This window comes from Tardiphaga sp. 42S5 (genome assembly GCF_034044155.1).
In the GTDB taxonomy this organism is placed as follows: domain Bacteria; phylum Pseudomonadota; class Alphaproteobacteria; order Rhizobiales; family Xanthobacteraceae; genus Tardiphaga; species Tardiphaga robiniae.
On record NZ_CP139027.1, the window covers coordinates 4,596,470 to 4,621,454 of the forward strand.

Here is a 24,985-nt window from a genome sequence, read left to right on the forward strand (position 1 = left end):
CTGGGCGAATTCTGCCCGCCGTATAGCAGACGGAGGTTTCGCGCCGCAACCGGCGGACGCCTCCGCCTTTGCGGCGTTCTAGCCGCGCAATTCAGCCATCCGCGCCAATGCGGCCGCCGCCAGCGACCGCGTCAGCTCTGCCGCAGGCAATTCGCTGCCCATTCCGACCGACTGTCCGGCCCAGAGATTGGTAAAATCGGCCCGTCCGAGCTTCTCGGCAGCGGCTTTCAGCGGCCCCAGCGCGGTCGCCGAATGCGGGAACGCCGGCGCATCGGGCGAGACCGGCCCGACCTCGCGCATCACGCGATTGATGACGCCGCGGGCGGGTCGCCCAGTCATGACATTGGTAATGACGGTGGAGGCATCCGACGCCCCGGCCAGGGCGGCACGACCCGGCCCGCTCACCTTGGATTCCGGCGTCCGCAGATAGGCGGTACCGATCTGCACACCCGCCGCGCCGAGCGCAAAGGCCGCCGCGATGCCACGCCCATCGGCGATACCGCCGGCCGCGATCACCGGCACCTTCACCGCATCCACCACCTGCGGCAACAGCGCGAACAGGCCGGGCTGCGTGGCGATATCCTCGGTCAGGAACATGCCGCGATGACCGCCGGCCTCCGCCCCCTGCGCAATGACCGCGTCGACGCCGCGCTCTTCGAGCCAGACGGCTTCCTTGACGATGGTCGCAGAGGCAATGACCCGACAGCCGGCTACCTTGATGCGCTTCAAGAGCGCCGGGTCCGGCAGGCCGAAGTGAAAGCTGACCACTTCGGGCTTCAGCTCTTCCACCAGCGCGCACATCGCCTCATCGAACGGCGCGCGGTTGGCCGCATTGATGTCTGCATTCGGATCGAGCCCGAGTTCGGCGTAATAGGACGACAGCCGCTTGCGCCAGTTGACCTCGCGTGCCGGATCGGCGTCCACCGCCGTATGGCAGAAGTAATTCATGTTGACCGGCGCGGAGACGCGCTGGCGCACGATATTGATCTGCTCACGGGCTTTCTCCGGCGAGATCATTGCGCACGGCAACGAGGCCAGCGCGCCGCCCTCCGCTGCGCCGATCATGATGTCGGCATCCTGCACACCGGCCATCGGCGCCTGCACGATGGGAAATTCGGTGCCGAAAAGGTTGATCAGTCGGCGGTCGGGCCACATGGGGGATCTCCGGATTCTTGCGACAATCTTGCGGCAATGCCTCTGAATCCAGCGGCAAAGCAGTGACGATCTTGAGACAAACGTGAGGAAATGGCACGCGCATCATTGCCGAGCCTTGCTCAGGCTAACACGGCCGCACCCGCGCGAGCTATGCGGTTGCGCGGGGGATGAGCATCCACTTGCGCAGCGCCACGCCGGCCCAGATCGCCTCCACCAGCCCGAACGGCCAGGCGCCCTGCAGGAAGCCATAGAGCGATCCGAGCCCGCAGGCGCCGGCAAAGGCCAACGTGAACCACGGACTGCGTGCCTCCAGCGCGTAGCAGACCAGCATGGCGCTGACGGCGAACAATCCGAACAGGCTGAGGTGATCCATAATCGGGGCTCGTAACTTGCAGGCGAGGAAGCGAAGGCGATACCACATTGCCGCAGATTGCTCCCCTTGTGAAACGCGACCGATGACCGCCGCCATACCCGATCTGATGACGCCGCGCCTGATCCTGCGCCCGCTGAGCGTTGGCCCTCGGGAAATGACCGCCGAGGAATGGCGCGATCGCCGTCATTTCCGATAGGTGCGGCGCAGCGTTTGATCTGATGGCTCCGCGTGTTATGCGGGGCCATGCCTGCAGTCATCCTTCCCCTCGTCGAAGCCGCCGCACATCTGCCCGTCCGTGGCGCGCTGATCGGTCTCGATCTCGGCACCAAGACCATTGGTGTCGCGGTGTCCGATCCGGACCGTCGCCTCGCCACCGGCATTGAGACCGTCGAGCGAACTGCCTTCAAGGCAGATGCCGCACGCCTGATCAAGCTTGCCGCCGAGCGAAATATCTGCGGCTTCGTGCTGGGTCTTCCCATCAATATGGACGGCAGCGAAGGCCCGCGCGCGCAATCGACACGCGCCTTCGCCCGCAACTTCTCGAAACTGACTGAACTTCCGATCGCCTTCTGGGACGAGCGGCTCTCCACATCTGCGGTCGAGCGCGAACTAATTGCCAATGATGTCAGCCGCGCCAAACGCGCCAAGGTCATCGACGAACATGCCGCGATCTTCATTCTTCAGGGCGCGCTAGATCGCCTCGCCGCCTTGCTGCGCACGCCGGATATTCGCTGACGATGCTCACGGTGTTCGCTGCTCTCGTCCCGGTCTTCCTACTGATCGTGCTCGGCTACGCGCTGCGGCGCCTGCTGCTGAAACAGAACATCGAATGGGTCGGGCTGGAGCAGCTCGTCTATTATGTCCTGTTCCCCGCCCTGCTGATCGACACGCTGGCGCGCGCCAATCTGTCCTCGGTGCCCATCGCAGGTGTCGGCGGTGCCTTGTTGCTCTCCGTCATCCTGATGTCCGCGCTATGTCTGGCGCTGCGGCCGCTGCTGGCGCGGGCCATCGGCCTCGATGGGCCGGCATTTACGTCGCTGTTTCAGGGCGCCACGCGTTGGCAGACCTTCGTGGCACTATCGGTCGCCGGTAATCTGTGGGGCGACCTCGGCATCACGCTGGCCTCCGTCGCCATGGTGGCGATGATCCCGTTGCTGAATATTCTGGCCGTCTGGGTACTGGCACATTACGCCTCGCCGCAACGGATGGCGTGGCCGGCGCTGCTGCTGACCATCGCCAGGAACCCGCTGATCTGGGCCTGCGTGATCGGCCTAGCGATCAACCTGGCCGGATTGCCCGTGCCGCGCCCCGCACACGAATTCCTCGATGCGCTCGGGCGCTGCTCTCTGGCGATGGGTCTGCTCATTGTCGGCGCCGGTCTTCAACTCGAAGGCCTGCACAGACCCGGCATGGCTGCGGCGCTGACAGTCGTCCTGAAACTCGCCGTGATGCCGCTGATCGCCATGGGCCTCGGCATCGCCTTCGGCCTGTCCGGCGCCAACCTCGCGGTGGTCGTCTGCTGTGCATCGGTGCCGTCGGCCTCGAACGGCTATATTCTGGCGCGGCAGATGGGCGGCGACGCGCCCCTCCTGGCGCAGATCCTGACCATTCAGACCACGCTGGCGGTCCTGACCATGCCCGTCTTCATTGCGCTGGCGGAATAGGTTTTTCTTTTTTGAGCATGATCTTACCCGAAAACCGGTTCCCACTTTTCGGGATCATACTCTACGGCGATATCACGCCGTTCGCGATGAGCAGCGTCTGAACAGTCGCCGCCAGATTGTTGAGACCATGCAGAAAAATCGTCAGCCATGTCGAGTGGCTGCGATAGCGCATATAGCCGAACAGCAGGCCGATGGTGAAAATCTCGACGAAGAAGAACCAGTCATACTGCAGATGCATCGCCGTCCAGACCAGCGATGACGCCACGATGGCGCCAAACGGCCGCAAAAACGATTCCGACCAGCCGCGATAGAGGAAGCCACGCGCGAAGAACTCTTCGGTCATCGGCGCGCCGACGCAGAATGCGATCACGAGCAGCCACAGCGCGCCGTCGGCACGGGCCGACTTCAGCACTTCCAGCATGAAAGTCGGCGCGGAGTCGCGTCCCATGCCCTTTGCGACCAGCTCCCAGGCACCGACCAGCGCGATCAACGCCACCGTGCCGATGACATAGTTTTTCCAGGACGTGCCGCGTAGCGCCAGATAGTCCGCAAAGGATTGCCGCGCCATGCGCGTCGCCAGCCACAGCGCCAGGCACACTGCCGGAAGCCCCATGAGAACCGACGCGGCGATGGTTGTACCGCTGCTCATCGCCTTGATCAGCAGCGTCGCATCGAGTGGCGCATCCTTGATCAGCAGGTAATAGGCGACGACGGTCAGCTGACCGACGAACATCGCTGCAAAAGCGAACAGACCCCAGAGGCACGTGCCCCAGAATTTCCAGACCCGCGGCGGCTTTATCGCGGGTGGCAGATCCGAGGGTACAGCGGGAGCGATCGGCGTCTCCAACGCCCTCACTGTGGCAACGCCCGCTCGAGCAGTCCCCGGCCCTGAGCTTCGGTCAATTCAGCGGTGCCGTAGATCGCGTTGCGCGCACCATCGAGGCGTGTCCGCGCAAACAGTTCGGCATGGGGCGGATGTACCATGTTCAGCGCGGCACAGGCTGCCAGCAACGCCAGCGATTCCACTGCTTGCCGCGCTACACGCTCGCTATCGGGCCGCAGCAAGGTGCGAATGATAAAGGCCGCAGTGTCGGCCGCGCCGGGCAGTCCGCGCGTCTCCAGCATCAGATCCTGCAGCACCGCGGTCGATGCGTCGCCTTCGCGCGACAGCGCCCGCAGCACATCGAGGCACATCACATTGCCGGAGCCTTCCCAGATCGCATTGACCGGCGCCTCACGATAGTGCCGCGCCAGAATGCCCTCCTCGACATAGCCGTTGCCGCCCATGCATTCCATGGCCTCGTAAAGGAAACCCGGCGCCGATTTGCAGACCCAGTACTTCACCACCGGCGTGAGGAAACGCATATACGCCGCCTCGGACGTATCTTCCGGCGCGAGATCGAAGGCGCGGCACAGCCGCATCACCAGCGCCGTCGACGCCTCCACATGCAGGGCCATGTCGGCAAGCACACTTTGCATCATCGGCTGATCGGCAAGATGTTTCTGGAACACGCTGCGGTGCCTGGCGTGATGCAGCGCATGAACGAGGCCCGAGCGCATCAATCCAGCCGATGCCGTGGCGCAATCCTGCCGCGTCAGCTGCACCATCTGGATGATGGTGCGGATGCCCTTGCCCTCGTCGCCGACGCGCAGTGCATAGGCATCGTTGAACTCGACTTCCGACGAAGCATTGGAGCGATTGCCGAGCTTGTCCTTCAGGCGCTGGAAGTTCAGCGCATTGAGCGAACCATCCGGCCGGAACCGCGGCATGAAGAAACAGCTCAACCCGTCCTCGGCCTGCGCCAGCACCAGGAATGCATCGCACATCGGCGCCGACATGAACCATTTGTGGCCACTGATGCGATACGCATCGCCGTCGCGCATCGCGCGCGTCATGTTGGTCCGCACATCCGTGCCACCCTGCCGCTCGGTCATGCCCATACCCAGCGTCATGCCACGCTTGGCCGACCATGGCGCAAAGCTCGGATCGTAATCGCGGCTGGCAATGACCGGCATCACCTGCGCCAGCACATCCGGCTGCATCGCCAGCGCGCCGACGGCAGCGCGTGTCATGGTGATCGGGCATAGATGTCCGGTCTCGACCTGCGCCGCCATGTAGAATTTTGCGGCGCGCGCCACTTCGGACGCGCCGCGTGCGGACTTGCCGTCACGCGTCCATGTCGAATTGTGAATTCCCGCTGCAATGCTCCGTGCCATCAGCTCGTGATAGGCCGGATGAAACTCGACCTCGTCACGCCGGTTGCCGCGCGCATCGAAGGTCCGCAGCTTCGGCGTATTCTCGTTGGCCAGCCGCGCGCGTTGTGCCATCTCGGCCGATCCCCAGAGCTGACCGAATTCGGCGTGGTCGACATAGGCGAACGAGCCCTCATTCATCGCAACCGCCTCCACGAGCGGCCGGTCCAGCTCGAACAGATTGATGTCCTCGAATGGGGGCGACTGGTTGAGCACCGCATGAATGGCAGAGGTGGCGTCGGTCATGAATCAGTTCCGGCTGAAGGCGATATTGCGAATCATTTTACGCCGGATCGGGCGGGATTTCACGGGGCTATCTTGCCTGCCGCGCAATCGCGAAATCGTAGGCGCCCACGCCTGTGCCCGGCAGCGAGAAGTGCCACCATTCCTTGGAATAATTCACGAAGCCCTGCCTGCCCATCGCCGACGTCAGAAGATCCCGCCAGCGCCGCTGTGCGGGCAAGATCGCGCGCGATCCGGTATGCGCCTTCGCATCGGAGCAATCGTAACCCGTGCCCATATCGACGCTGCCCTCGGGCGCGCGCTGTGCTTCCGGCGCGATACAGCTTGCATAGGCCTTGTTCGGATCGAATGCCGGCGACGCAGGCGCACGCAGATCGATCAGCGTCAGATCGAGCGCCGCGCCGGTGGAGTGGCCCGAGCGCTCGGCGATATAGCCGAGCCTGAACAGATCGGCTTTGCTGAAGGACGGATTGTAACGCTTCTGCGCAGGTGTCTCGTTGCCATCGCGCGCCCATGCCACCATGTCGCGCGACGCCCGCACCGGCCGATAGCAATCCAGCATTTTCAGCGACAGGTTTTGCGCCATCAACTCGCGCTGCACCTTCTGCAGCGCGAGGCCGACCGGGCGCTTCACCACGCATTCCGCGCTATCATAGCCGCCGAGCTTGCGGCCGACGAAATTGTTGACGCCGGCATAGCGAATGTCCTGCCGGATCGAGGGATCGATATCGCGCAGGAACACGAAATCGTCAGGCAGATTTTGCGCATGTGCGGCTACAGCGCCGAAGGCCAGAAAAAGCCCCGCCGAAACCGTTGCGAACACCTGGTTTAGAGCATGTCTCATGACGGGTTCCGGAGCTCCAGCAAGGCGATTCTGCAGGGATTTGGCCTCATGATCTTTACCCTGCCGGCGGACAGACCGGGGGATAACCCGGAACCGGGCGAATCGCGCTTGCTCCGCTTTTCAACTCTGCCTATAGCTTTCGTTTTAATGACCCAAGCCACGAAATCCTCTTTCGTCCTCGGACACCGGCATTTGCTGGGCATCGAGGGCCTTTCCGCCGCGGATATCACCGGCCTCCTCGACCTGTCCGAGGAATATGTCGAGCTGAACCGCCAGGTCGACAAAAAGCGCTCCTCGCTGCGCGGTCGTACCCAGATCAATCTGTTTTTCGAGAATTCGACGCGCACCCAGTCGTCGTTCGAACTGGCCGGCAAGCGGCTCGGCGCCGACGTCATGAACATGTCGGTGTCATCGTCCTCGATCAAAAAGGGCGAGACGCTGATCGACACCGCGATGACGCTGAATGCGATGCATCCGGACATTCTCGTGATGCGCCATCATGCCTCCGGCGCGGTCGAACTGCTGGCGCGCAAGGTCGACGGCTCCGTCATCAATGCCGGCGACGGCGCCCATGAGCATCCGACGCAAGCCCTGCTCGACGCATTGACCATCCGTCGCAACAAGGGCCGCCTCGAAGGCCTCACCATCGCGATCTGCGGCGACGTGCTGCATTCGCGGGTCGCGCGTTCCAACATTCTCTTGCTCAACACGATGGGCGCACGCGTCCGCGTGGTCGCGCCCTCCACGCTGCTGCCGCCGGGCATCGAGCGCATGGGTGTCGAGGTCGCGCGCGACATGCGCGAGGGCCTCAACGGCGCCGACATCGTGATGATGCTGCGGCTGCAGCGCGAGCGCATGAACGGCTCCTTCGTGCCGTCTTCAGCCGAATACTTCCAGTATTTCGGCCTCGACCAGAAGAAGCTCGCTTACGCCAAGCCCGATGCGCTGGTGATGCATCCCGGCCCGATGAACCGCGGCGTCGAGATCGACTCCCTCGTCGCGGACGGCGCGCAGTCGCTGATCCGCGAACAGGTCGAGATGGGCGTAGCGGTCCGCATGGCCGTGCTCGAAGCGCTCGCGCGCAACCTCCCGAACGCGTGACGCCATGCTGACAGACCGCCGCCCTATCCTCCTCGCCAATGCGCACCTGATCGATCCGTCATGTGACCTCGACGGTATCGGGGATGTGCTGATCGCCGATGGCATGATCCGCGACGCCCGCCGCGGCATTGGCGCGGCCGGCGTGCCCGAAGGCACCGACATCATCAATTGCGCTGGCAAGGTCGTCGCGCCGGGCCTCGTCGACATGCGCGCTTTCGTCGGCGAGCCCGGCGCCAGCCACCGCGAGACGTTCGCCTCCGCCAGCCGTGCAGCCGCAGCCGGCGGCATCACCACCATCATCTGCCAGCCGGATACCTCGCCGACCATCGACAACTCAGCCACCGTCGATTTCGTGCTGCGGCGCGCCCGCGACACCGCCATCGTCAACATCCATCCGATGGCCGCCCTGACCAAGGGCCTCGAAGGCCATGAGATGACCGAGATCGGGCTGCTGAAAGCGGCCGGCGCCGTCGCTTTCACAGATGCCGACAAGAGCATCACCAACGCGCAGATCATGCGCCGCGCGCTGACTTATGCGCGCGATTTCGACGCGCTGATCGTGCATTACACCGAGGATCCCGACCTCGTCGGCGAAGGCGTGATGAATGAAGGCGAGCGCGCGTCACGGCTCGGCCTGATGGGAATTCCCAATGCTGCCGAAGCCATCATGCTGGAACGCGACATGCGCCTCGTCGCCCTCACCGGCGGGCGCTACCATGCGGCCTCACTGACCTGCATTGAATCCATCGAGATCCTGAAGCGTGCCCGCGACGCCGGCTTGCGTGTCAGCGCCTCCGCGTCGATCAATCACCTGACGCTGAACGAAAACGATATCGGGCCCTATCGCTCCTATCTCAAATTGTCGCCGCCGCTCCGCACCGAAGAGAACCGCCGCGCGCTGGTCGAGGCCGTCGCGTCAGGATTGATCGACGTCATCATGTCCGACCACAATCCGCAGGACGTCGAAACCAAGCGCCTGCCATTTGCAGAAGCCGCGCCGGGCGCCATCGGCCTCGAAACAATGCTGTCGGCGGGATTGCGGCTGATCCACAATGGCGAGCTCACCTTCACCCAGTTGATCCGTGCGATGTCGACACGCCCGGCCGAACTGCTCGGCCTGCCGGGCGGCACGCTGCGCCCCGGCGCTGTCGCCGACATCATTGTCATTGACGCCGATGTACCGTGGGTGCTGGATCCCGCGGACCTGAAATCGCAATGCAAGAATACACCATTCGACGAAGCCCGCTTCACGGGGCGCGTCGCACGCACTATTGTCGGCGGACGCACCGTTTACGAGCACGTCTGACGCGATAAGCGCGTCTTAGGGCACCGAAAGCGCGGAGCGCGTCTGAGAGCACGAAAGTGCAAAGCGCGTCTTAGAATAGAGGTCCAATGATCGTTCTCTACATATTCGCCGCCGCGCTCGGTTATTTCCTCGGCTCCGTCCCGTTCGGGCTGGTGCTGACCAAGCTCGCCGGCACGCAGGACATCCGCACCATCGGCTCGGGCAATATCGGCGCCACCAACGTGCTGCGCACCGGCCGCAAGGGCCTTGCAGCGGCGACGCTGCTGCTTGACGCCCTCAAGGGCACCGTCGCCGTGATCATCGCCGGCAGCGTCGGTGGTCCAATCCCGGCCATGATCGCCGGTCTCTTCGCTTTCTTGGGGCACCTCTTCCCGGTCTGGCTCGGCTTCAAGGGCGGCAAGGGTGTCGCCGTCTATATCGGCATCATGTTCGGCCTGTACTGGCCGGCCGCCGTGGTGTTCTGCCTCGCCTGGCTCGCCTGCGCCTTCTCCTCGCGCTACTCGTCATTTTCGGCCCTGACCGCCAGCGCCATCACGCCGATCTTCCTGTGGTGGGCCAAGGCACCGCAACTCGCCGTGCTGGCCACCGCGCTGACGCTGCTGCTGTGGTTCATGCACCGCGAAAACATCAAGCGATTGCTGAACGGCACCGAAGGCAAGATCGGCGCGAAAAATTGAGTGAGGCCGCTTGGGCTTCGTGATCGTGAACAGTTGACGTCCTTCGCCGGTGTGCTGCCTGCAGGGACTGATCCCGATCCGGCATTGCCGCTTTCGATGCCGATAACTGCGTGGAAATGCCGCTTCATCAGCTCCGAGCGAAGAAGTATTTGCTGTTGACTTAGAGCGCACTCTAACCTGTAGCAAGGTCAGCGTCGTGACGAGAAGACAGAACATGAAAATCGGAGAACTCGCAAAGCGCGCCGGCTTGTCAGCACACACGATCCGCTATTACGAGCGGATCGGGCTACTTCCTGGCGCACCGCGCAATGCCTCCCGTCAACGCGAATATGACGCTTCCATCTTGGTGTGGATTGCCTTTCTCGGACGTCTCAGGACGACCGGAATGCCGATCCGCGACATGCTGCGATACGCTCAGCTGCGCGAGCGAGGTTCGCAAACCACGGAAGACCGCCGGCTCATCCTCGAGCAACATCGGACCAATGTCCGTGCTCGTCTGGCCGAACTTCATGACTGCCTTGCCGTCCTCGACACCAAAATCGCCGGCTATTCCGGCCTGAACACGGTGGAGAAGGACAATGACGCTGCCACGGATCACCAGACACGGCACATCCGCGAAACGCTCGCGCGCGCCCTTAAAGATTGAGATCGCCCCGCCGGAGAACGCGGACGCCCCCGCCAGCAAAGACCGTCCGCCGGACAAAACTGCCTCCCGCCGCAACTTTCTCACAGCGCTCGGCGCAGCGGGGGCTTCGTTGGCCGTTCCCGCGCAAGAAGCCGATGCAGGAACAGCAGCAATGGACAATGAGCGATTCACACGCGGCCTTGACGTGCTACGCAAGGTCGGCGGGAAGAATTTCGACGGCCCCGTCAACAGCCTGGCGGAAATATCTGCGGATCTCGCGCGCTTCACTGTGGAGTATCCGTATGGCGACGTGCTGTCTCGACCCGGGCTCGCGCTTCCGCTGCGACAACTTTGTACGGCGGCAATGCTGCTCGCCGATGGGAGTGCCCAGCCGCAACTGAAGTATCATATGGCGGGCTATCTCAATGTCGGCGGCGAGCCGCGCGTCCTCGTCGAACTGATGTTCGTCTCCGTCGCCTTGCTCGGTTTTCCTCCGACCATCAATGCGGTCGGGCTGTTGCGTAGCATTTTCGCCGAACGAAAGCTCGCTTTCGTGCCGGTCGAGCCCGCCACGGACGATGGAACCGGACGCGCGCAGAACGGCAGCGAAGCTGTAAGCCGCCTCACCGGCGGCGACATGCAGGCATATTTCGGCGAGTTTGAAAAAGCCTCGCCCGATCTGGCGCGGCTCTCGGTCGAATTCGCTTTCGGCGAAGCACTTTCCCGACAGGGGCTGGATTCCAAGGCCAAGGCGCTTGTGATCATTGCTATGTTGGCGGCAGGCGGCAATCGTGCCGCTGCCCTCCGCCGGCACATCCAAGGCGCGCTAGCCCAAGGCATAACGCGAGACGAGGTGGTTGAACTTTTGATGCAGGTTAGCGTCTATCGTGGCTTTCCGTGCGCCTTGAATGCCTTTGCGGTTGCCAAGGAAGCCTTTGGCGACACCACCGTAAGCCAGCCTATATCGTTCCGCCCGGCCAATGCCGAAACCCGGCAGATGCGATTGGAGCGCGGACGCGCGGCGCTCGGAAAGACCTCGGGCGCATCCGGAGATGCCGTAGTCCGAAGCTTTGACGATATCGCCCCTGACCTCGGGCGAATGATTGTCGAACACTCCTATGGCGAGATCTTTTCGCGCACGGGGATTGACGCTAGGACGCGAGAGCTAACCGCCTGCGCAGCCCTCGCCGCCGTCGGATCGAAGACCGCCGAGACACCGCTTCGCGTGCACATCAATGCCGCCCTGAATGTGGGAGCCAGCCGAGACGAAATTCTGGAGACATTGCTCAACCTAGCACCCTATAGCGGCTATCCTGCCGTCCAACAGGCGGTCCGGATCGCGGCTGAGGAATTCGGCAAACGAAGCTAGCCGCGGCCAACCCGGCGTCAGTGTCAGTTTAAAACACCCGCGCGCCCTGCTTCGCGTCGAGATCGAACTCCCAGATCTCGACGCCGCGGCTGATCAGGTGGCCGTTGTTCTTGATATAGTGCGAGATCAGACTCACCTTCGAATGCGGGTGAAGATGTTTGAGCACGAACAGAATCTTCCGATAGTCGCGGGGGGCCGCACCGAATAGCAGCATGGCTTCGTTCATGCCGCGGATCTTGGCGCTCGGCCGATTGCCGGACACTGTCCAGGTGTAGGACTTGCATTCGACCAGGATGCGCGGGCTGGCGCTGCCGAGATCGAAGCGCTTGTTCTTCTGCAGCCGGTGGCCGACGGGTACGACGAAATTGCGCGCAAGCTGCACGCCCTCGGAATGAAAGAAGATCTGCGCCGCTTCCTCGAACTCACGCCCAACGGCGGCGTTGCTCGATGCGCCTATCCGCTGGAAGTTGTTCACGTCCCAAAGCATTGCCATCACTGAACACAAGCCATCAGGGCTCACCCCTACTCTCGCACCTTAAGTGCGAATGTCAATTGAATGCATCCTTAAGTTGATAGATGCTCTCCACGGGGGGAGCGTGGCTTGGACAGCATCTCACAGGGCAGCACACAGCTTACGGACGCTCAGCGGCTCGATTGGTTGCGGCTGATCCGCAGCGACAATGTGGGGCCGCGTACTTTTCGATCGCTGATCAACCATTTCGGCAGCGCACGCGCCGCGCTGGAGCGGCTGCCCAATCTGGCGCGCCGCGGCGGCGCTGCCCGCGCCGGCCGGATCTGCAGCGCCGACGACGCACAGCGTGAACTCGACCTCGGACGCAAGATGGATGTCGCGCTTGTCGCGCCCGGTGAGCCCGGCTACCCGCCGCGATTGGCGGGGATCGACGATGCACCGCCGCTGCTCGGCATCCGCGGCAAAGTGGACGCGCTGATGCGGCCGATGATCGCCATCGTCGGCTCGCGCAATGCGTCCGGCGCGGGACTGAAATTCGCGGAGAGACTGGCGCGCGACCTCGGCGATGCCGGTTTCGTGATCGTGTCGGGCCTCGCACGTGGCATCGATCAGGCCGCGCATCGCGCCAGCACCACCAGCGGGACGGTCGCTGTGCTGGCTGGCGGTCATGACAAAATCTATCCGCCCGAACACGAGGGCCTGCTGTTCGCCCTGGTGGACAACGGCGGCGCGATTTCCGAGATGCCGCTCGGCCATATCCCACGTGCTCGCGATTTCCCGCGTCGCAATCGCCTGATCTCGGGTGCAGCGCTCGGCGTCGTCGTGATCGAAGCGGCGCATCGCTCGGGCTCGCTGATCACCGCACGGATGGCCGCCGAACAGAGCCGCGAAGTGTTTGCCGTGCCGGGCTCGCCGCTCGATCCCCGCGCCGCCGGCACCAACGACCTCATCAAGCAAGGCGCAGCGCTGGTGACCGAAGCCTCCGACGTCATCAATGCGGTCGCGCCGATCATGGAGCGGCCGATCGAATTGCCGAGCCGTGAACCTGATGACATCACGTCATTCGATGAACCAGACAGCAGCGACCGTGCACGCGTGATCGCATTGCTCGGTCCAAGCCCGGTCGGCATCGACGATCTTATTCGCCTTGCCGGTACATCGGCTGCCACCGTACGCATCGTGCTGCTGGAGCTCGAGCTTGCCGGCCGGCTGGAGCCCCATGGCGGCGGGCTGGTGTCGATGATCTGAGGACTCAGTCCTCCGAATTGCGCCCGTCGAAGTTTTTTCGTGCGGTGTCGATATCGGGCAGATGTTGCTGCGCCCATTCGCCGAGCTTTATGACCGGATCGCTCAGGCCTCGGCCGAGATCCGTGAGTTCATAGTCCACACGCGGGGGCACAGTCGGAAACACGGTACGCGTCACTAGACCGTCGCGTTCGAGCCCGCGCAGCGTGAGAGTCAGCATCCGCTGCGAGATGCCTCCGATCATGCGCTTCAATTCGTTGAAGCGCCGCGGGCCGTCCCTGAGCAGCATGATCACCAGCACGCTCCACTTGTCGCCGACCCGCGCCAGCACCGAGGCGACGCCGCGACAGTCGCTCTCCTGATGCGGAATCGCCGGCAAAGCAGGCACCTTTTTGTGCTCGGGTTTCAAAATTGTGCCTTCTTGTGCGGTTTCGGCCAGTCACTCATGTAGCGTCAGTTACAAACCTATACCATGAGGTGACCACATGAAACTGCTCCATATCGATTCCAGCGTGCTCGGCCCCCACTCCGTCAGCCGACAGGTATCCGCCGCCATCGCCGACCGGCTGGCGAAGGCCAATCCCGGCCTTGAGATCACCTATCGCGATCTCACCACCACGCCGCTGGCGCATCTGTCCGGCTCCCATCTCGCCGTCGCGCAGGGCGCAGCGCCCGACGCCGCGCTTCAGCCCGATCTCGCCGCCGGTAGTGCCGTGCTGGAGGAGTTTCTTGCTACCGATATCGTGGTGATCGGCGCACCGATGTACAACTTTACCATCCCGAGCCAGCTCAAGGCCTGGATCGACCGTGTCCTCGTCGCCGGCAAGACATTCAAATATAGCGACAAGGGTGCCGAAGGCCTCGCGGGCGCCAAGCGCGTCATCGTCGCCATTTCACGCGGCGGCTTCTACGGCGCGGACATGCCGACGGCTGCCGGCGAACATCTCGAAACCTATCTGCGCTGGGTGTTCGGCTTCATCGGCGTCACCAATCTCGAATTCATCGCCGCCGACGGCATCATGATGGGACCGGAGCTACGCGAGAAAGCCGTTGCCGGTGCCTTGCAGGCAGCGACGGATTTGCGCGCGGCTTAACTAATACGCGTCGTTCCGGGGCGTGTTTTCAGCGCAGCTGAATGCGCGAACCTCAGCCACTCCAATTGGAGTGGCGAGGAACCTCGAAATGAGATTCACATATCGAGATCCCGGGTTCATGCCATCCGCTGCGCGTTCGGCCTGCCCCGGGATGACGATGCGCGTTGCGATCATTCAGCTACGATAGGCCGGTGCACCTGCCGGGGCCGATGTCACGCCGCCATCGACGAAAATCTCGGCGCCCTGGATGTTCGATGCATCATCCGACGCGAGAAACAGCACGGTCTTCGCAACTTCTTCCGGCTTGCCGAAACGCCCGAGCGGAATGGTCTGCGACAGGCGCTTCTCGAATGCATTGAAAGCTTCCGGCGTCGGCGCAACACGGTCCCAGATCGGCGTCGCGGTCGCGCCGGGCGAGACGACATTGACGCGGATATTGCGCGGCGACAGCTCGGACGCCATCACGCGGGCCATCGCGCGCACGCCAGCCTTGCTCGCGGCATAAGCGGCATAGCCGGGATTGCCGAGCACGGAGATCACCGAGCCGTTGAGAATGATCGACGCGCCATCGTTGAGATGCGCGGCGGCCGCCTGCACGGTGAAGAACACGGCGGTGATATTGGTCTTCAAAACGGACTCGAACACATCGAGCGCGGTGCCACCCACTGGCGTATGCGCGCTGATGCCTGCATTGGCGAATACGATGTCGAGCTTGCCGAATTTCTCGACAGCTTTGGCCACGGCATTCTCGGTGGCAGCAATATCGGTCGCATCGGCCACGATGCCGATCGCATTGGGGCCGAGTTCGGCCACCGCCGCGTCGAGCCTCGCCTTGTCGCGACCAGTGATGGCCACCTTGGCGCCCTCAGCGACGAAGAGCTTCGCCGTGGTCAGTCCAATACCGCTATTTCCGCCCGTGATGAGCGCCGTCTTGTTCGCCAAACGCATGGTGATCTCCTGATGATCAAGTGGTTGCTTTTTAAAACCACATGGACATTTAGAGCAAGCGGTTTCATAATGCAACCAATCGACCAGTCGATCGCAAGATTTTCTTTTTCCGTCGCAGGAAAGTCGCATGGCCAAACGCACCAGTCTCAAGGACTCCACCTGCCCCGTCGCCCGCTCCATGGAGGTGATCGGCGACTGCTGGACGATGATGATCATCCGCGACGCCATGCTGGGCGCGCGGCGCTTCGGCGAATTCCAGAAGAGTCTCGGACTGGCGAAGAACATTCTCGCCGTCAGGCTGAAAGCCCTCGTGGAGGACGGCATCCTGAAACTGGAGCCGGCAGCCGACGGCAGCGCCTATCAGGACTATGTCCTGACCCCGAAAGGCCAGGCGGTTCATCCAATCATGGTGGCGCTGCGCCAGTGGGGCGAGGATTATGCGTTCAAGCCCGGCGAACCGACGACCATCATGGTCGATCGCAAGAGTGGCAAGCAGATCAAGAAGCTGGAACTGCATGCGGCCGACGGCAGGCTGCTCGGCTATGGCGACACCACGATTGTGCCCTCAACGGCCTGACGGCTTGCGCAAGTCACACAGCCGCAGGATCTCCTCGGTTTCCAGATGCGCCATGTCGAGCAGGTAAGCGAGCATGTCGTGGCGATGGCGGCGCGCCATCCGCGACAGATCCCGGACCGCACTCTTTATATCACTCTTTATATAAAGAGCCGCCTCCTCGGGCCCGCCGTCGCCCCGCGCCTGATCGTCCGGAGTGGGCGGTGTCATAGGCATTCCCTACCCGGGCAGTCCGGGCGACATCAGCACCAAAGAAGCATCAAACCATACCCCCAACGGTTGTATTTTACAACCTTTGGTAAGTGATTGGGAACCAACAGACGCGGCCATCAACAACTCACGATTTGACACGGGACCCCTTCGCACCCATGTTCGCCGCGAAACGGCTGGCGCGACTCTCGCAGACCCAAGCCGGATTCCCCCTGTAAGTTATTGGAATCATATGAATCTCGTCATTGTCGAGTCGCCTTCAAAGGCCAAGACGATCAACAAGTATCTGGGCAAGGACTATGAGGTCCTGGCGTCGTTCGGCCATGTCCGCGACCTTCCCGCCAAGAACGGATCGGTCGATCCCGACGCCAACTTCCAGATGATCTGGGAGATCGACCCCAAGGCCGCCAGCCGACTGAACGACATCGCCAAGGCCGTCAAAGGCGCCGACAAGCTCATCCTCGCGACCGACCCTGATCGCGAAGGTGAGGCCATCTCCTGGCATGTGCTCGAAGTCCTCAAGCAGAAGCGCGCGCTGAAGGACCAGAAAATCGAACGCGTGGTGTTCAACGCGATCACCAAGCAGGCCGTTACCGACGCGATGAAGAACCCGCGCGAGATCGATGGCGCACTGGTCGACGCCTATATGGCGCGCCGTGCACTCGATTATCTGGTGGGCTTTACGCTTTCTCCTGTGCTGTGGCGCAAGCTGCCCGGCGCCCGCTCCGCCGGCCGCGTGCAATCGGTCGCGCTGCGCCTGGTCTGCGACCGCGAGCAGGAAATCGAGAAGTTCATCCCGCGCGAATACTGGTCGCTGGTAACCACGCTGGCGACGCCGCGCGGCGAGAGTTTCGAAGCCCGCCTGGTCGGCGCTGACGGCAAGAAAATCCAGCGTCTCGATATCGGCACCGGTGCGGAAGCCGAGGACTTCAAGAAGGCCATCGAAGCCGCCAACTTCACCGTCTCCACCGTCGATGCAAAACCGGCACGCCGCAATCCGCAGGCGCCGTTCACGACCTCCACGCTGCAGCAGGAAGCCAGCCGCAAGCTCGGCTTCGCGCCGGCGCACACCATGCGCATCGCGCAGCGTCTGTATGAAGGCATTGACATCGGCGGCGAGACCACCGGTCTCATCACCTATATGCGAACCGACGGCGTGCAGATCGACCCCTCCGCCATCACGCAGGCCCGCTCTGTCATCGGCGAAGACTACGGCAAGCAATATGTGCCGGACGCCGCGCGTCAATATACGAGCAAGGCCAAGAACGCGCAGGAAGCGCACGAAGCGATCCGTCCGACCGATATGTCGCGTCGCCCGGCGAGCCTGCGCGGCCGTCTCGATAGCGATCAGTCGCGGCTTTATGAATTGATCTGGATGCGCACCATCGCCAGCCAGATGGAATCCGCCGAGATGGAGCGCACCACCGTCGATATCGCTGCCAAGGCAGGATCGCGCCTGCTCGAATTGCGCGCCACCGGTCAGGTCGTGAAGTTCGATGGTTTCCTTGCCGTCTATCAGGAAGGCAAGGACGACGACGCCGAGGATGAAGATTCACGCCGCCTGCCCGCTATGAGCGAAGGTGAAGCGCTGAAGAAAGAGAACCTCGCGGTCACCCAGCATTTCACCGAACCGCCACCGCGCTTCTCGGAAGCATCGCTGGTCAAGCGCATGGAAGAGCTCGGCATCGGCCGTCCCTCGACCTATGCATCGATCCTGCAGGTGCTGAAGGATCGCGGCTACGTTCGGCTCGAGAAGAAGCGTCTGTACGGCGAGGACAAGGGCCGCGTCGTCGTCGCCTTCCTCGAAAACTTCTTCGCCAAGTATGTGGAATACGATTTCACCGCGGCGCTGGAAGAGAATCTCGACAGGATCTCCAACAACGAGATCTCCTGGCAGCAGGTGCTCAAGGATTTCTGGACCGACTTCATCGGCGCCGTGAACGAGATCAAGGATCTGCGCGTGGCGCAGGTGCTCGACGCGCTCGACGAGATGCTCGGCCCACACATCTACGCGCCGCGCGAGGATGGCGGCGATCCGCGCCAGTGCCCGACCTGCGGCACCGGTCGTCTCAATCTGAAGGCCGGCAAGTTCGGCGCCTTCGTCGGCTGCACGAATTATCCGGAATGCCGCTACACGCGTCCGCTCGCCGCCGATAGCGGTGCCAACGCCGATCGCGTGCTCGGCCCCGATCCGGTGTCAGGTCTCGAAGTCGCGGTGAAGGCCGGACGTTTCGGGCCCTATATCCAGCTTGGCGACGCCAAGGATTACGAAGAAGGCGAGAAGCCGAAGCGTGCCGGCATTCCGAAGAACACGTCGCCCAGCGATATCGAACTCGATCTGGCACTCAAGCTCCTGTCGCTGCCGCGCGAGATCGGCAAGCATCCGGAAACCGGTGAGCCGATCACCGCAGGCCTCGGCCGTTTCGGACCGTTCGTGAAGCATGAGAAAACCTATGCCAGCCTGGAAGCCGGCGACGAGGTGTTCGACATCGGCCTCAATCGCGCGGTCACGCTGATCGCCGAGAAAATCGCCAAGGGCCCATCAGGCCGCCGCTTCGGCGCCGATCCCGGCAAGCCGCTCGGCGACCATCCGACCCTCGGCGGCGTTGCCGTGAAGGGTGGACGCTATGGCGCCTATGTCACCGCGGGCGGCGTCAATGCGACGATCCCGAGCGACAAGACGCAGGAGACGATCACGCTCGAAGAGGCCATCGCGCTGATCGACGAGCGCGTGGCCAAGGGCGGCATCAAGCCGAAGCGCGGCGTCAAGAAAGCACCGGCGAAGAAGGCTGTCGCCAAGAAGGCCGACGCGGCCGAGAAGAAGCCGGCGGCCAAGAAGGCCGTTGCGAAGAAAGCCGCAGCTAAACCCAAGGCTGAAACGGCTGCCGCCAGCAAGGCGCGCGCGCCGGTGAAGGCGAAGACATCGTCTGCCAAGAAGAAGGCCGCGAAAACGGTCGCGAAGAAGAGCGCTGGCTAGAACGGACAATTGTGAACAAGAAACGTGACAGCAGCTTTCCAACCAGGGATGCCATCGTCGCGTTCGTTCGCGCGTATCCCGGCAAGATCGGCACCCGCGAGATCGCGCGTGAATTCGGACTGAAGAACGCCGCCCGTGTCGAGCTCAAGCGCATGCTGCGCGAACTCGCCGACGAAGGCGCCATCGCCAAGAAAGGCCGCAGCGTGCGCGAGCCCGCAGCGCTGCCGCCGACAGTGCTGGTCGACATCACCTCCAGGGATGCCGATGGCGAGTTGATCGCCACGCCTGTCGAATGGGACGAGGCAGACGGCGTCGTACCAAAAATTCGCATTCACACGCCGCGCCGTCCCCTGCCCGGCACCGCCGCCGGTGTTGGTGACCGCGCATTGTTGCGTATCGAGAAGATCGAGAACGATGGCGAGTTAGCCAGCTATCAGGGCCGCGTCGTGCGGGTGCTCGAAGGTGCCCGCACGCGCCTGCTCGGCATCTATCGCGCGCTACCGAATGGCGGCGGACGATTGATCCCGGTCGACAAGAAGCAGGCCGGGCGCGAACTCAACATCGCGGCATCCGATGCCAACGGCGCCGAGGACGGCGATCTCGTCAGCGTTGATCTCATTCGCACCCGTGGCTATGGCCTCGGCTCCGGCAAGGTGAAGGAACGGCTCGGTTCACTCTCCTCCGAGAAAGCGGTCAGCCTGATCGCGATCCATTCCCACGATATTCCGCAGGCGTTCTCCCGCGATGCGCTGAAGGAAGCGGAAGCCGCGCAGCCTGCGACATTGCAAGGACGCGAAGACTGGCGTGACGTGCCGCTGGTCACCATCGATCCGCCGGACGCCAAGGATCATGACGACGCCGTCTATGCCGAACTCGATTCCGATCCGAACAATGCAGGCGGATACATTGTCAGCGTCGCCATCGCCGATGTCGCTTTCTATGTGCGTCCCGGCTCAGCCCTCGACCGCGATGCGCTGATCCGAGGCAACTCGGTCTACTTCCCCGACCGCGTCGTGCCGATGCTGCCCGAGCGCATCTCCAACGACCTGTGTTCGCTGGTGCCGGGCGAACCGCGCGGCGCCCTCGCCGTACGCATGGTGATATCAGTCGATGGCCGCAAGAAGTCACATACGTTCCATCGCATCCTGATGCGTTCGGCGGCCAAGCTGAATTACGCACAGGCGCAGGCCGCCATCGATGGCCATCCCGACGATACTACCGGCCCGCTGCTCGGACCGATCCTGAAGCCGCTCTATGCGGCCTATGCGCAAGTGAAGCTCGCACGCGACGAACGCGATCCGCTCGACCTCGATATCCCCGAGCGCAAGATACTGCTCAAGAAGGACGGTACCGTCGATCGCGTCATCGTACCGGAACGTCTCGACGCCCATAAGCTCATCGAAGAGTTCATGATTCTGGCCAACGTCGCCGCAGCCGAAACGCTTGAAAAGAAGGCTCTGCCGCTTATCTATCGGGTACATGATGAGCCTTCGGTGGAGAAGGTTCACAACCTGGAGGAATTCCTCAAGACCCTCGACATGCCGTTCGCCAAAGCTGGCGCGTTGCGGCCATCGGTATTCAACCGGGTGCTGTCACAGGTCAAAGGTCAGGATTCCGAACCGCTGGTGAATGAAGTGGTTTTGCGCTCGCAAGCCCAGGCGGAATATGCCGCCGAGAATTACGGACATTTCGGTCTGAACCTGCGCCGCTACGCGCATTTTACCTCACCTATCAGGCGATACGCAGATCTGATCGTGCATCGCGCACTGATCCGTGCGCTCGGGCTCGGCGAAGGCGCGCTACCCGAGACCGAAACCGTGGAAACGCTGAGCGAAATCTCGGCGCAGATTTCGGCCACCGAACGCCGGGCCATGAAGGCCGAGCGCGAGACGTCCGACCGGCTGATTGCGCATTTTCTGGCCGACAAGATCGGCGCCACCTTCCGGGGCAGGATCTCCGGCGTCACCAGGGCTGGACTCTTTGTCCGATTGACCGAGACCGGCGCCGATGGCCTGATCCCGATCCGCACGTTGGGCACCGAATACTTCAACTATGACGAAGCTCGCCACGCCCTCGTCGGTACACGCAGTGGTGCCATGCACCGGTTGGGCGACGTCGTCGATGTCCGTCTGGTCGAGGCAGCCCCCGTTGCAGGTGCCTTGCGGTTCGAAATGCTCTCCGAGGGCAATACCGCCCCACGGAACCGCCGACGCGAACATGCCCGCAGCAATGACGCTGCAGACCGGCCGCGTCATCCGGGTGCCAAGCCTTCTGGTGCGACGAAGTTCAAATCGTCGAAGAAGCTCAAGGCGCCCAAGAAGGCCAAGCCCGGTCGCAATGCGCGGCAGGCGGCCAAAGCTGACAAGGCTCGCGCCGGTGGTAACCCCGGCAAGCCGAAAAAGGGGTAACGTCATGATGACATTGACCACACCGAAGATCTGGAGCGCGACGCTGGATTCCTCCGCCAAACGCAATGTGTGGACCGCGATGAAGCGCGGCTTCGCCTGCCGTTGCCCGAACTGCGGCGAAGGCAAGATGTTTCGCGCCTTCCTGAAAACTGCAGATCACTGCGACAAGTGCGGACAGGATTTCTCTGCACACCGCGCCGATGATCTTCCCGCCTATCTCGTGATCGTCATCGTCGGTCACATCGTCGTGCCGATCGCATTGTGGATCGAGACCAACTACTCGCCATCGGTCGCGCTGCAACTTGCGATCTACCTGCCGATCACGCTGATCGCGTCGCTGTTGCTGCTGCAACCGGTCAAGGGCGCCGTGGTGGGATTGCAGTGGGCATTCCGTATGCACGGATTTGGCGACGGCCCGGCTGACTGATACGTTCTCCGTCCCCTTGAATAGCACGTAATAAGAAGAATTTCAGGAGACGGAATGAGCGACGCAGTCGAGATCGGCAAGGAAGCCGACCACCATCCCTATAAGCGTCCGCGCGACGCTGCGACCCTGATGCTGGTCGATCGCTCTGGCCCGATTCCCAAAGTGCTTGTGGGTAAGCGTCACGACAAGGTCGTATTCATGCCCGGCAAGTTCGTGTTCCCCGGCGGCAGTGTCGACACCACCGACAACAAGATTCCGGTGGCTGCACCTTTGCCGCCGGAGCTTGAAGCCAACCTGATGAAGGGCAGCCCGAAGACGCCGCCGTCGCGCGCGCGTTCGCTTGCTGTCGCTGCCATCCGCGAAGCCTGCGAAGAAACCGGCCTCTGCCTCGGCCGCAAGGTTGATGGCGCGACCAGGAAGCTCCCGGGCGTATGGGAAGCTTTTAGCGATGCAGGTCTCCTGCCCGATCCCTCGGGCCTGTTTCTGATTGCGCGCGCCATTACACCACCCGGCCGTATCAAGCGCTTCGATACGCGTTTCTTCACAGCTGACGCATCGTCGATTGCGCATCGCGTCGAGGGCGTCGTGCACGCGGATGCCGAACTGGTGGAACTGGTCTGGGTCGAACTCGGCTCCGCGCATCTTGCCGACGCGCACGCAATGACAAAGAACGTCCTCAATCAATTGCAGCAGCGTCTCGCCACCGGCCCGTTGCGTCACGACGCGCCACTGCCCTTCTTCCATTGGTACAGCGGCAAGATGCAACTCGATATGCTGCCCGGCGAAAGCTGAGTTAATCAAGTAAGAGGTCTCGCTTTTCGACCTATTCTAATTCTAACTGCTTCCGTAGTGGGATAACTGGTGTGGCGCGGTAAGCTACCGTTGCTTGCTCACAGGAATTCCCAGTTATGGGACAGATGAATTGGACGCCGCAGGTCGAGTCTTCGACATTTACGCGCGCGTCACTGGAATATCGTCGCAAGGCGTCGGCACTGAGCCAGCGCGCCAGCGTGGAAGCTGACCCACGCAAAGTTCGTGCATTGCTACAACTCGCCATCTCGTGGATTCAGGTTGCTGAAAACGAAGAGCTGATGGCGAGCGAGTATCGCGCCAGCGCGCACATGCACAGTTTCTGACACGAGAAGACGCCGCATCCGCGGCGCCTTCCTGCTCTGCCAGACCCATCGTCAGATCTGAGCGAGGCCACCGTCGACGAACAATTCTGTGCCGGCGACGAAGCTGGAATCGTCCGATGCCAGGAAGAGAACCGCCTTCGCGACTTCGTCCGCGGTGCCGAGACGACCGAGTGGCACCAGCGTCTTGAGGAAGCCCTTCACGTCATCATTGGCGAAGACGTCCAGGCCAGGCGTCTGGATCGGCCCGGGGCTGACGACATTGACGCGGATCCGGCGTGCCTTGAGATCGGCGGTCCAGCTGCGCGCAAAGGAACGGATCGCGGCTTTGGTCGCGTTGTAGACGCTAAAGGACTCCATGCCCTTCGATCCCGACACCGAGCCGGTGAGAACCACCGAGGCGCCGTCGGAGAGCAGCGGCAGTGCCTGCTGCACCGTGAACAAAACGCCCTTCACATTGATGTCGAACATCTTGTCATAGACGTCTTCGGTGATCTGGCCGAACGCGCTAAATTCATAGCCGCCGGCATTGGCGAACAGCACGTCGATCTTGCCCTTGGCAGCCTTCACCGTATCGAACAGATGCGCGAGATCGGCGAGCTTGGCAGCGTCCGCCTGCACGCCGACGGCCTTCGGTCCGAGCTGCTTCACGGCGGCATCGAGTTCGGCCTGGCGGCGGCCGGTGATGAACACGGTGGCGCCTTCGTCGATAAAACGCTGCGCGGCGGCCAGACCGATGCCGGCGCTGCCACCGGTGACGACTGCGATTTTGCCTTCGAGTTTGCGGGTCATGATGCTCTCCATTTGATCTGGGGCGGCGCCATCGCCGTCCGACATGGAGAACATCGTCCATTCGCTCACTGGCGGTTATGGGCTTGTTCGGATATTATTTATCCGTATTCTGGATGAATGACCGATACAGTCGCCCTTTTCCAGGCTTTCATCCGCGTCGTCGAAGCGGGCTCATTCACCCGTGTGGCTGAGGAGCAGAATTCCAGCCAGCCGACCGTCAGCCGCCAGGTGGCAACGCTGGAAGATCATCTCGGCACCCGATTGTTCACCCGCACCACGCGCAAGCTGACGCTCACCGATGACGGCCGCAGTTTCTACGAGCGCGCCAAACTGGCGCTAGAAGCCGTTGCGGAGGCCGAGGGCGCCGTGGGACGCCGCCGGGCCAGACCATCAGGCACGTTGCAACTGGCCCTCCCGGTGGTGTTCGGACGACTGCGGGTGATCCCGCATCTCAAGGGCTTTCTGGCGCGCTACCCCGATGTCAGTGTCGACCTCGTGATGAGTGACGGCTTCAGCGATCTGGTCGAGGACGGCATCGATCTCGCGATCCGCTCCGGCGTCGTGACCGACCCGAACCTGATCGCCAGGAAGATCGGCGTGACACGCCGCATCCTCGTGGCGTCGCCGTCCTATCTGCGCGGCAAGACGCTGCCTACGCATCCGAACGATCTCATCGGGCATGATTGCATCCCCTATACGCGCTTCACCGGCGGCGTGACCTGGCGCTTCGAAAGTCCGGACGGCCCGATCGCTATCGAAGCCACGGGGCCGGTGCGAACCCAGAGTTCGGAAGGCATTCGCGAAGCCGTGATGTCCGGCCTCGGTATCGGGTTTGTGCCGATCTGGCATTTCAGGGATGAGATCGAGACCGGTCGTCTCATTGTGTTGCTCGAAGCCTTCGAACCGAAACCGGTGCCGATCAGCGCGGTCTATCCCTCGCGCCGCTTCGTGCCGCAGAAGACCCGCGCCATGATCGACTACCTGGAAACGCAATTTGCGATGGACCCGACGCTGAATCCGAAGCGGGTGCGAGCTCCGTCCTCATGGTGAGGAGGCGCTACTTCAGCGCCGTCTCGAACCATGAGCGCCGGCCTC

26 protein-coding genes and 1 pseudogene are annotated in these 24,985 nt (G+C 62.7%); 17 read left to right on the forward strand and 10 right to left on the reverse strand.

Annotated features, from left to right (window positions below; all coding sequences use genetic code 11):
- Nucleotides 1–78 precede the first annotated feature (78 nt).
- Both SFY93_RS21475 and SFY93_RS21480 read right to left on the reverse strand, forming a co-directional pair.
- Nucleotides 79–1,155 carry an NAD(P)H-dependent flavin oxidoreductase gene (locus tag SFY93_RS21475; RefSeq protein WP_320444532.1) on the reverse strand — a complete coding sequence of 359 codons (1,077 nt, stop codon included), beginning with the start codon at nucleotides 1,153–1,155 and terminating at the stop codon, nucleotides 79–81.
- A gap of 148 nt (nucleotides 1,156–1,303) precedes the next feature.
- Nucleotides 1,304–1,528 carry a hypothetical protein gene (locus tag SFY93_RS21480; RefSeq protein WP_320444533.1) on the reverse strand — a complete coding sequence of 75 codons (225 nt, stop codon included), beginning with the start codon at nucleotides 1,526–1,528 and terminating at the stop codon, nucleotides 1,304–1,306.
- A gap of 243 nt (nucleotides 1,529–1,771) precedes the next feature.
- Between SFY93_RS21480 and ruvX the strand changes: the two genes are divergently transcribed.
- On the forward strand, nucleotides 1,772–2,263 hold the full coding sequence (gene ruvX, locus SFY93_RS21485) for a Holliday junction resolvase RuvX (protein ID WP_320444534.1): 492 nt from the start codon (nucleotides 1,772–1,774) through the stop codon (nucleotides 2,261–2,263).
- A 2-nt stretch (nucleotides 2,264–2,265) separates the two neighbouring features.
- Complete coding sequence (locus SFY93_RS21490; protein ID WP_320444535.1) at nucleotides 2,266–3,192, forward strand: AEC family transporter; 927 nt, start codon at nucleotides 2,266–2,268, stop codon at nucleotides 3,190–3,192.
- Between the two features lie 61 nt (nucleotides 3,193–3,253).
- Here the strand turns inward: SFY93_RS21490 and SFY93_RS21495 are convergent, their stop codons facing one another.
- From SFY93_RS21495 to SFY93_RS21505, 3 genes are all read right to left on the reverse strand, one after another.
- A complete protein-coding gene (locus SFY93_RS21495) occupies nucleotides 3,254–4,048 on the reverse strand; it encodes a CPBP family intramembrane glutamic endopeptidase (protein WP_414716941.1) in 795 nt (264 codons plus the stop codon).
- On the reverse strand, nucleotides 4,045–5,691 hold the full coding sequence (locus SFY93_RS21500; protein ID WP_320444536.1) for an acyl-CoA dehydrogenase family protein: 1,647 nt from the start codon (nucleotides 5,689–5,691) through the stop codon (nucleotides 4,045–4,047). Before SFY93_RS21500 ends, SFY93_RS21495 begins: the two co-directional genes overlap by 4 nt.
- Before the next feature lie 67 nt (nucleotides 5,692–5,758).
- A complete protein-coding gene (locus SFY93_RS21505; protein WP_320444537.1) occupies nucleotides 5,759–6,532 on the reverse strand; it encodes a M15 family metallopeptidase in 774 nt (257 codons plus the stop codon).
- Nucleotides 6,533–6,679: 147 nt separating this feature from the next.
- Between SFY93_RS21505 and SFY93_RS21510 the strand changes: the two genes are divergently transcribed.
- The 6 genes and pseudogenes from SFY93_RS21510 to SFY93_RS21530 all read left to right on the forward strand — a co-directional run bounded on the left by SFY93_RS21510 (nucleotide 6,680) and on the right by SFY93_RS21530 (nucleotide 11,610).
- Nucleotides 6,680–7,633 (forward strand): aspartate carbamoyltransferase catalytic subunit, encoded by a 954-nt coding sequence (locus SFY93_RS21510; protein ID WP_320444538.1) that lies wholly within the window; start codon nucleotides 6,680–6,682, stop codon nucleotides 7,631–7,633.
- Nucleotides 7,634–7,637: 4 nt separating this feature from the next.
- On the forward strand, nucleotides 7,638–8,939 hold the full coding sequence (locus SFY93_RS21515; protein WP_320444539.1) for a dihydroorotase: 1,302 nt from the start codon (nucleotides 7,638–7,640) through the stop codon (nucleotides 8,937–8,939).
- 86 nt (nucleotides 8,940–9,025) lie between these two features.
- A complete protein-coding gene (gene plsY, locus SFY93_RS21520; RefSeq protein ID WP_320444540.1) occupies nucleotides 9,026–9,616 on the forward strand; it encodes a glycerol-3-phosphate 1-O-acyltransferase PlsY in 591 nt (196 codons plus the stop codon).
- Nucleotides 9,617–9,830: 214 nt separating this feature from the next.
- Nucleotides 9,831–10,262 (forward strand): MerR family transcriptional regulator, encoded by a 432-nt coding sequence (locus tag SFY93_RS21525; protein WP_120292065.1) that lies wholly within the window; start codon nucleotides 9,831–9,833, stop codon nucleotides 10,260–10,262.
- A pseudogene (locus tag SFY93_RS29695) lies at nucleotides 10,195–10,380 on the forward strand (twin-arginine translocation signal domain-containing protein); the annotation flags it as partial. The gene SFY93_RS21525 and the pseudogene SFY93_RS29695, both read left to right, overlap by 68 nt.
- 33 nt (nucleotides 10,381–10,413) lie before the next feature.
- Nucleotides 10,414–11,610 (forward strand): carboxymuconolactone decarboxylase family protein, encoded by a 1,197-nt coding sequence (locus tag SFY93_RS21530; RefSeq protein ID WP_320444541.1) that lies wholly within the window; start codon nucleotides 10,414–10,416, stop codon nucleotides 11,608–11,610.
- Between the two features lie 28 nt (nucleotides 11,611–11,638).
- Here the strand turns inward: SFY93_RS21530 and SFY93_RS21535 are convergent, their stop codons facing one another.
- Nucleotides 11,639–12,103: a hypothetical protein gene (locus SFY93_RS21535; RefSeq protein ID WP_081421847.1), complete on the reverse strand. Its 465-nt coding sequence runs from the start codon at nucleotides 12,101–12,103 to the stop codon at nucleotides 11,639–11,641.
- Between the two features lie 108 nt (nucleotides 12,104–12,211).
- Between SFY93_RS21535 and dprA the strand changes: the two genes are divergently transcribed.
- Nucleotides 12,212–13,330: a DNA-processing protein DprA gene (gene dprA / locus SFY93_RS21540; protein WP_320444542.1), complete on the forward strand. Its 1,119-nt coding sequence runs from the start codon at nucleotides 12,212–12,214 to the stop codon at nucleotides 13,328–13,330.
- A gap of 4 nt (nucleotides 13,331–13,334) precedes the next feature.
- Here dprA and SFY93_RS21545 read toward each other — a convergent pair whose 3' ends face one another.
- Nucleotides 13,335–13,715 carry a winged helix-turn-helix transcriptional regulator gene (locus tag SFY93_RS21545; protein WP_231080341.1) on the reverse strand — a complete coding sequence of 127 codons (381 nt, stop codon included), beginning with the start codon at nucleotides 13,713–13,715 and terminating at the stop codon, nucleotides 13,335–13,337.
- 97 nt (nucleotides 13,716–13,812) lie between these two features.
- Here SFY93_RS21545 and SFY93_RS21550 point away from each other — a divergent pair, with 97 nt between their 5' ends.
- A complete protein-coding gene (locus tag SFY93_RS21550) occupies nucleotides 13,813–14,421 on the forward strand; it encodes an FMN-dependent NADH-azoreductase (protein WP_320444543.1) in 609 nt (202 codons plus the stop codon).
- A gap of 174 nt (nucleotides 14,422–14,595) precedes the next feature.
- Here the strand turns inward: SFY93_RS21550 and SFY93_RS21555 are convergent, their stop codons facing one another.
- Nucleotides 14,596–15,369 (reverse strand): glucose 1-dehydrogenase, encoded by a 774-nt coding sequence (locus SFY93_RS21555; RefSeq protein WP_120292057.1) that lies wholly within the window; start codon nucleotides 15,367–15,369, stop codon nucleotides 14,596–14,598.
- A gap of 127 nt (nucleotides 15,370–15,496) precedes the next feature.
- Here SFY93_RS21555 and SFY93_RS21560 point away from each other — a divergent pair, with 127 nt between their 5' ends.
- A complete protein-coding gene (locus tag SFY93_RS21560; RefSeq protein WP_093761332.1) occupies nucleotides 15,497–15,946 on the forward strand; it encodes a winged helix-turn-helix transcriptional regulator in 450 nt (149 codons plus the stop codon).
- Here the strand turns inward: SFY93_RS21560 and SFY93_RS21565 are convergent.
- On the reverse strand, nucleotides 15,935–16,153 hold the full coding sequence (locus tag SFY93_RS21565; RefSeq protein ID WP_320444544.1) for a hypothetical protein: 219 nt from the start codon (nucleotides 16,151–16,153) through the stop codon (nucleotides 15,935–15,937). The genes SFY93_RS21560 and SFY93_RS21565 overlap by 12 nt on opposite strands.
- A 232-nt stretch (nucleotides 16,154–16,385) precedes the next feature.
- On the opposite strand from SFY93_RS21565, the gene topA reads away from it, so the two are divergent.
- From topA to SFY93_RS21590, 5 genes are all read left to right on the forward strand, one after another.
- Nucleotides 16,386–19,130 (forward strand): type I DNA topoisomerase, encoded by a 2,745-nt coding sequence (gene topA / locus SFY93_RS21570; RefSeq protein ID WP_320444545.1) that lies wholly within the window; start codon nucleotides 16,386–16,388, stop codon nucleotides 19,128–19,130.
- 11 nt (nucleotides 19,131–19,141) lie between these two features.
- Nucleotides 19,142–21,538, forward strand: coding sequence for a ribonuclease R (gene rnr, locus SFY93_RS21575; RefSeq protein ID WP_320444546.1), 2,397 nt, complete (start codon nucleotides 19,142–19,144; stop codon nucleotides 21,536–21,538).
- A gap of 4 nt (nucleotides 21,539–21,542) precedes the next feature.
- A complete protein-coding gene (locus tag SFY93_RS21580) occupies nucleotides 21,543–21,965 on the forward strand; it encodes a DUF983 domain-containing protein (RefSeq protein ID WP_089263757.1) in 423 nt (140 codons plus the stop codon).
- A 54-nt stretch (nucleotides 21,966–22,019) separates the two neighbouring features.
- Nucleotides 22,020–22,757: an NUDIX hydrolase gene (locus SFY93_RS21585; RefSeq protein WP_089263756.1), complete on the forward strand. Its 738-nt coding sequence runs from the start codon at nucleotides 22,020–22,022 to the stop codon at nucleotides 22,755–22,757.
- A 116-nt stretch (nucleotides 22,758–22,873) separates the two neighbouring features.
- Nucleotides 22,874–23,101 (forward strand): hypothetical protein, encoded by a 228-nt coding sequence (locus SFY93_RS21590; protein ID WP_089263755.1) that lies wholly within the window; start codon nucleotides 22,874–22,876, stop codon nucleotides 23,099–23,101.
- Between the two features lie 51 nt (nucleotides 23,102–23,152).
- On the opposite strand, the gene SFY93_RS21595 is transcribed toward SFY93_RS21590, so the two are convergent.
- On the reverse strand, nucleotides 23,153–23,890 hold the full coding sequence (locus SFY93_RS21595) for an SDR family oxidoreductase (RefSeq protein ID WP_320444547.1): 738 nt from the start codon (nucleotides 23,888–23,890) through the stop codon (nucleotides 23,153–23,155).
- A gap of 117 nt (nucleotides 23,891–24,007) precedes the next feature.
- Between SFY93_RS21595 and SFY93_RS21600 the strand changes: the two genes are divergently transcribed.
- On the forward strand, nucleotides 24,008–24,940 hold the full coding sequence (locus tag SFY93_RS21600) for a LysR family transcriptional regulator (RefSeq protein WP_320444548.1): 933 nt from the start codon (nucleotides 24,008–24,010) through the stop codon (nucleotides 24,938–24,940).
- Nucleotides 24,941–24,985 lie beyond the last annotated feature (45 nt).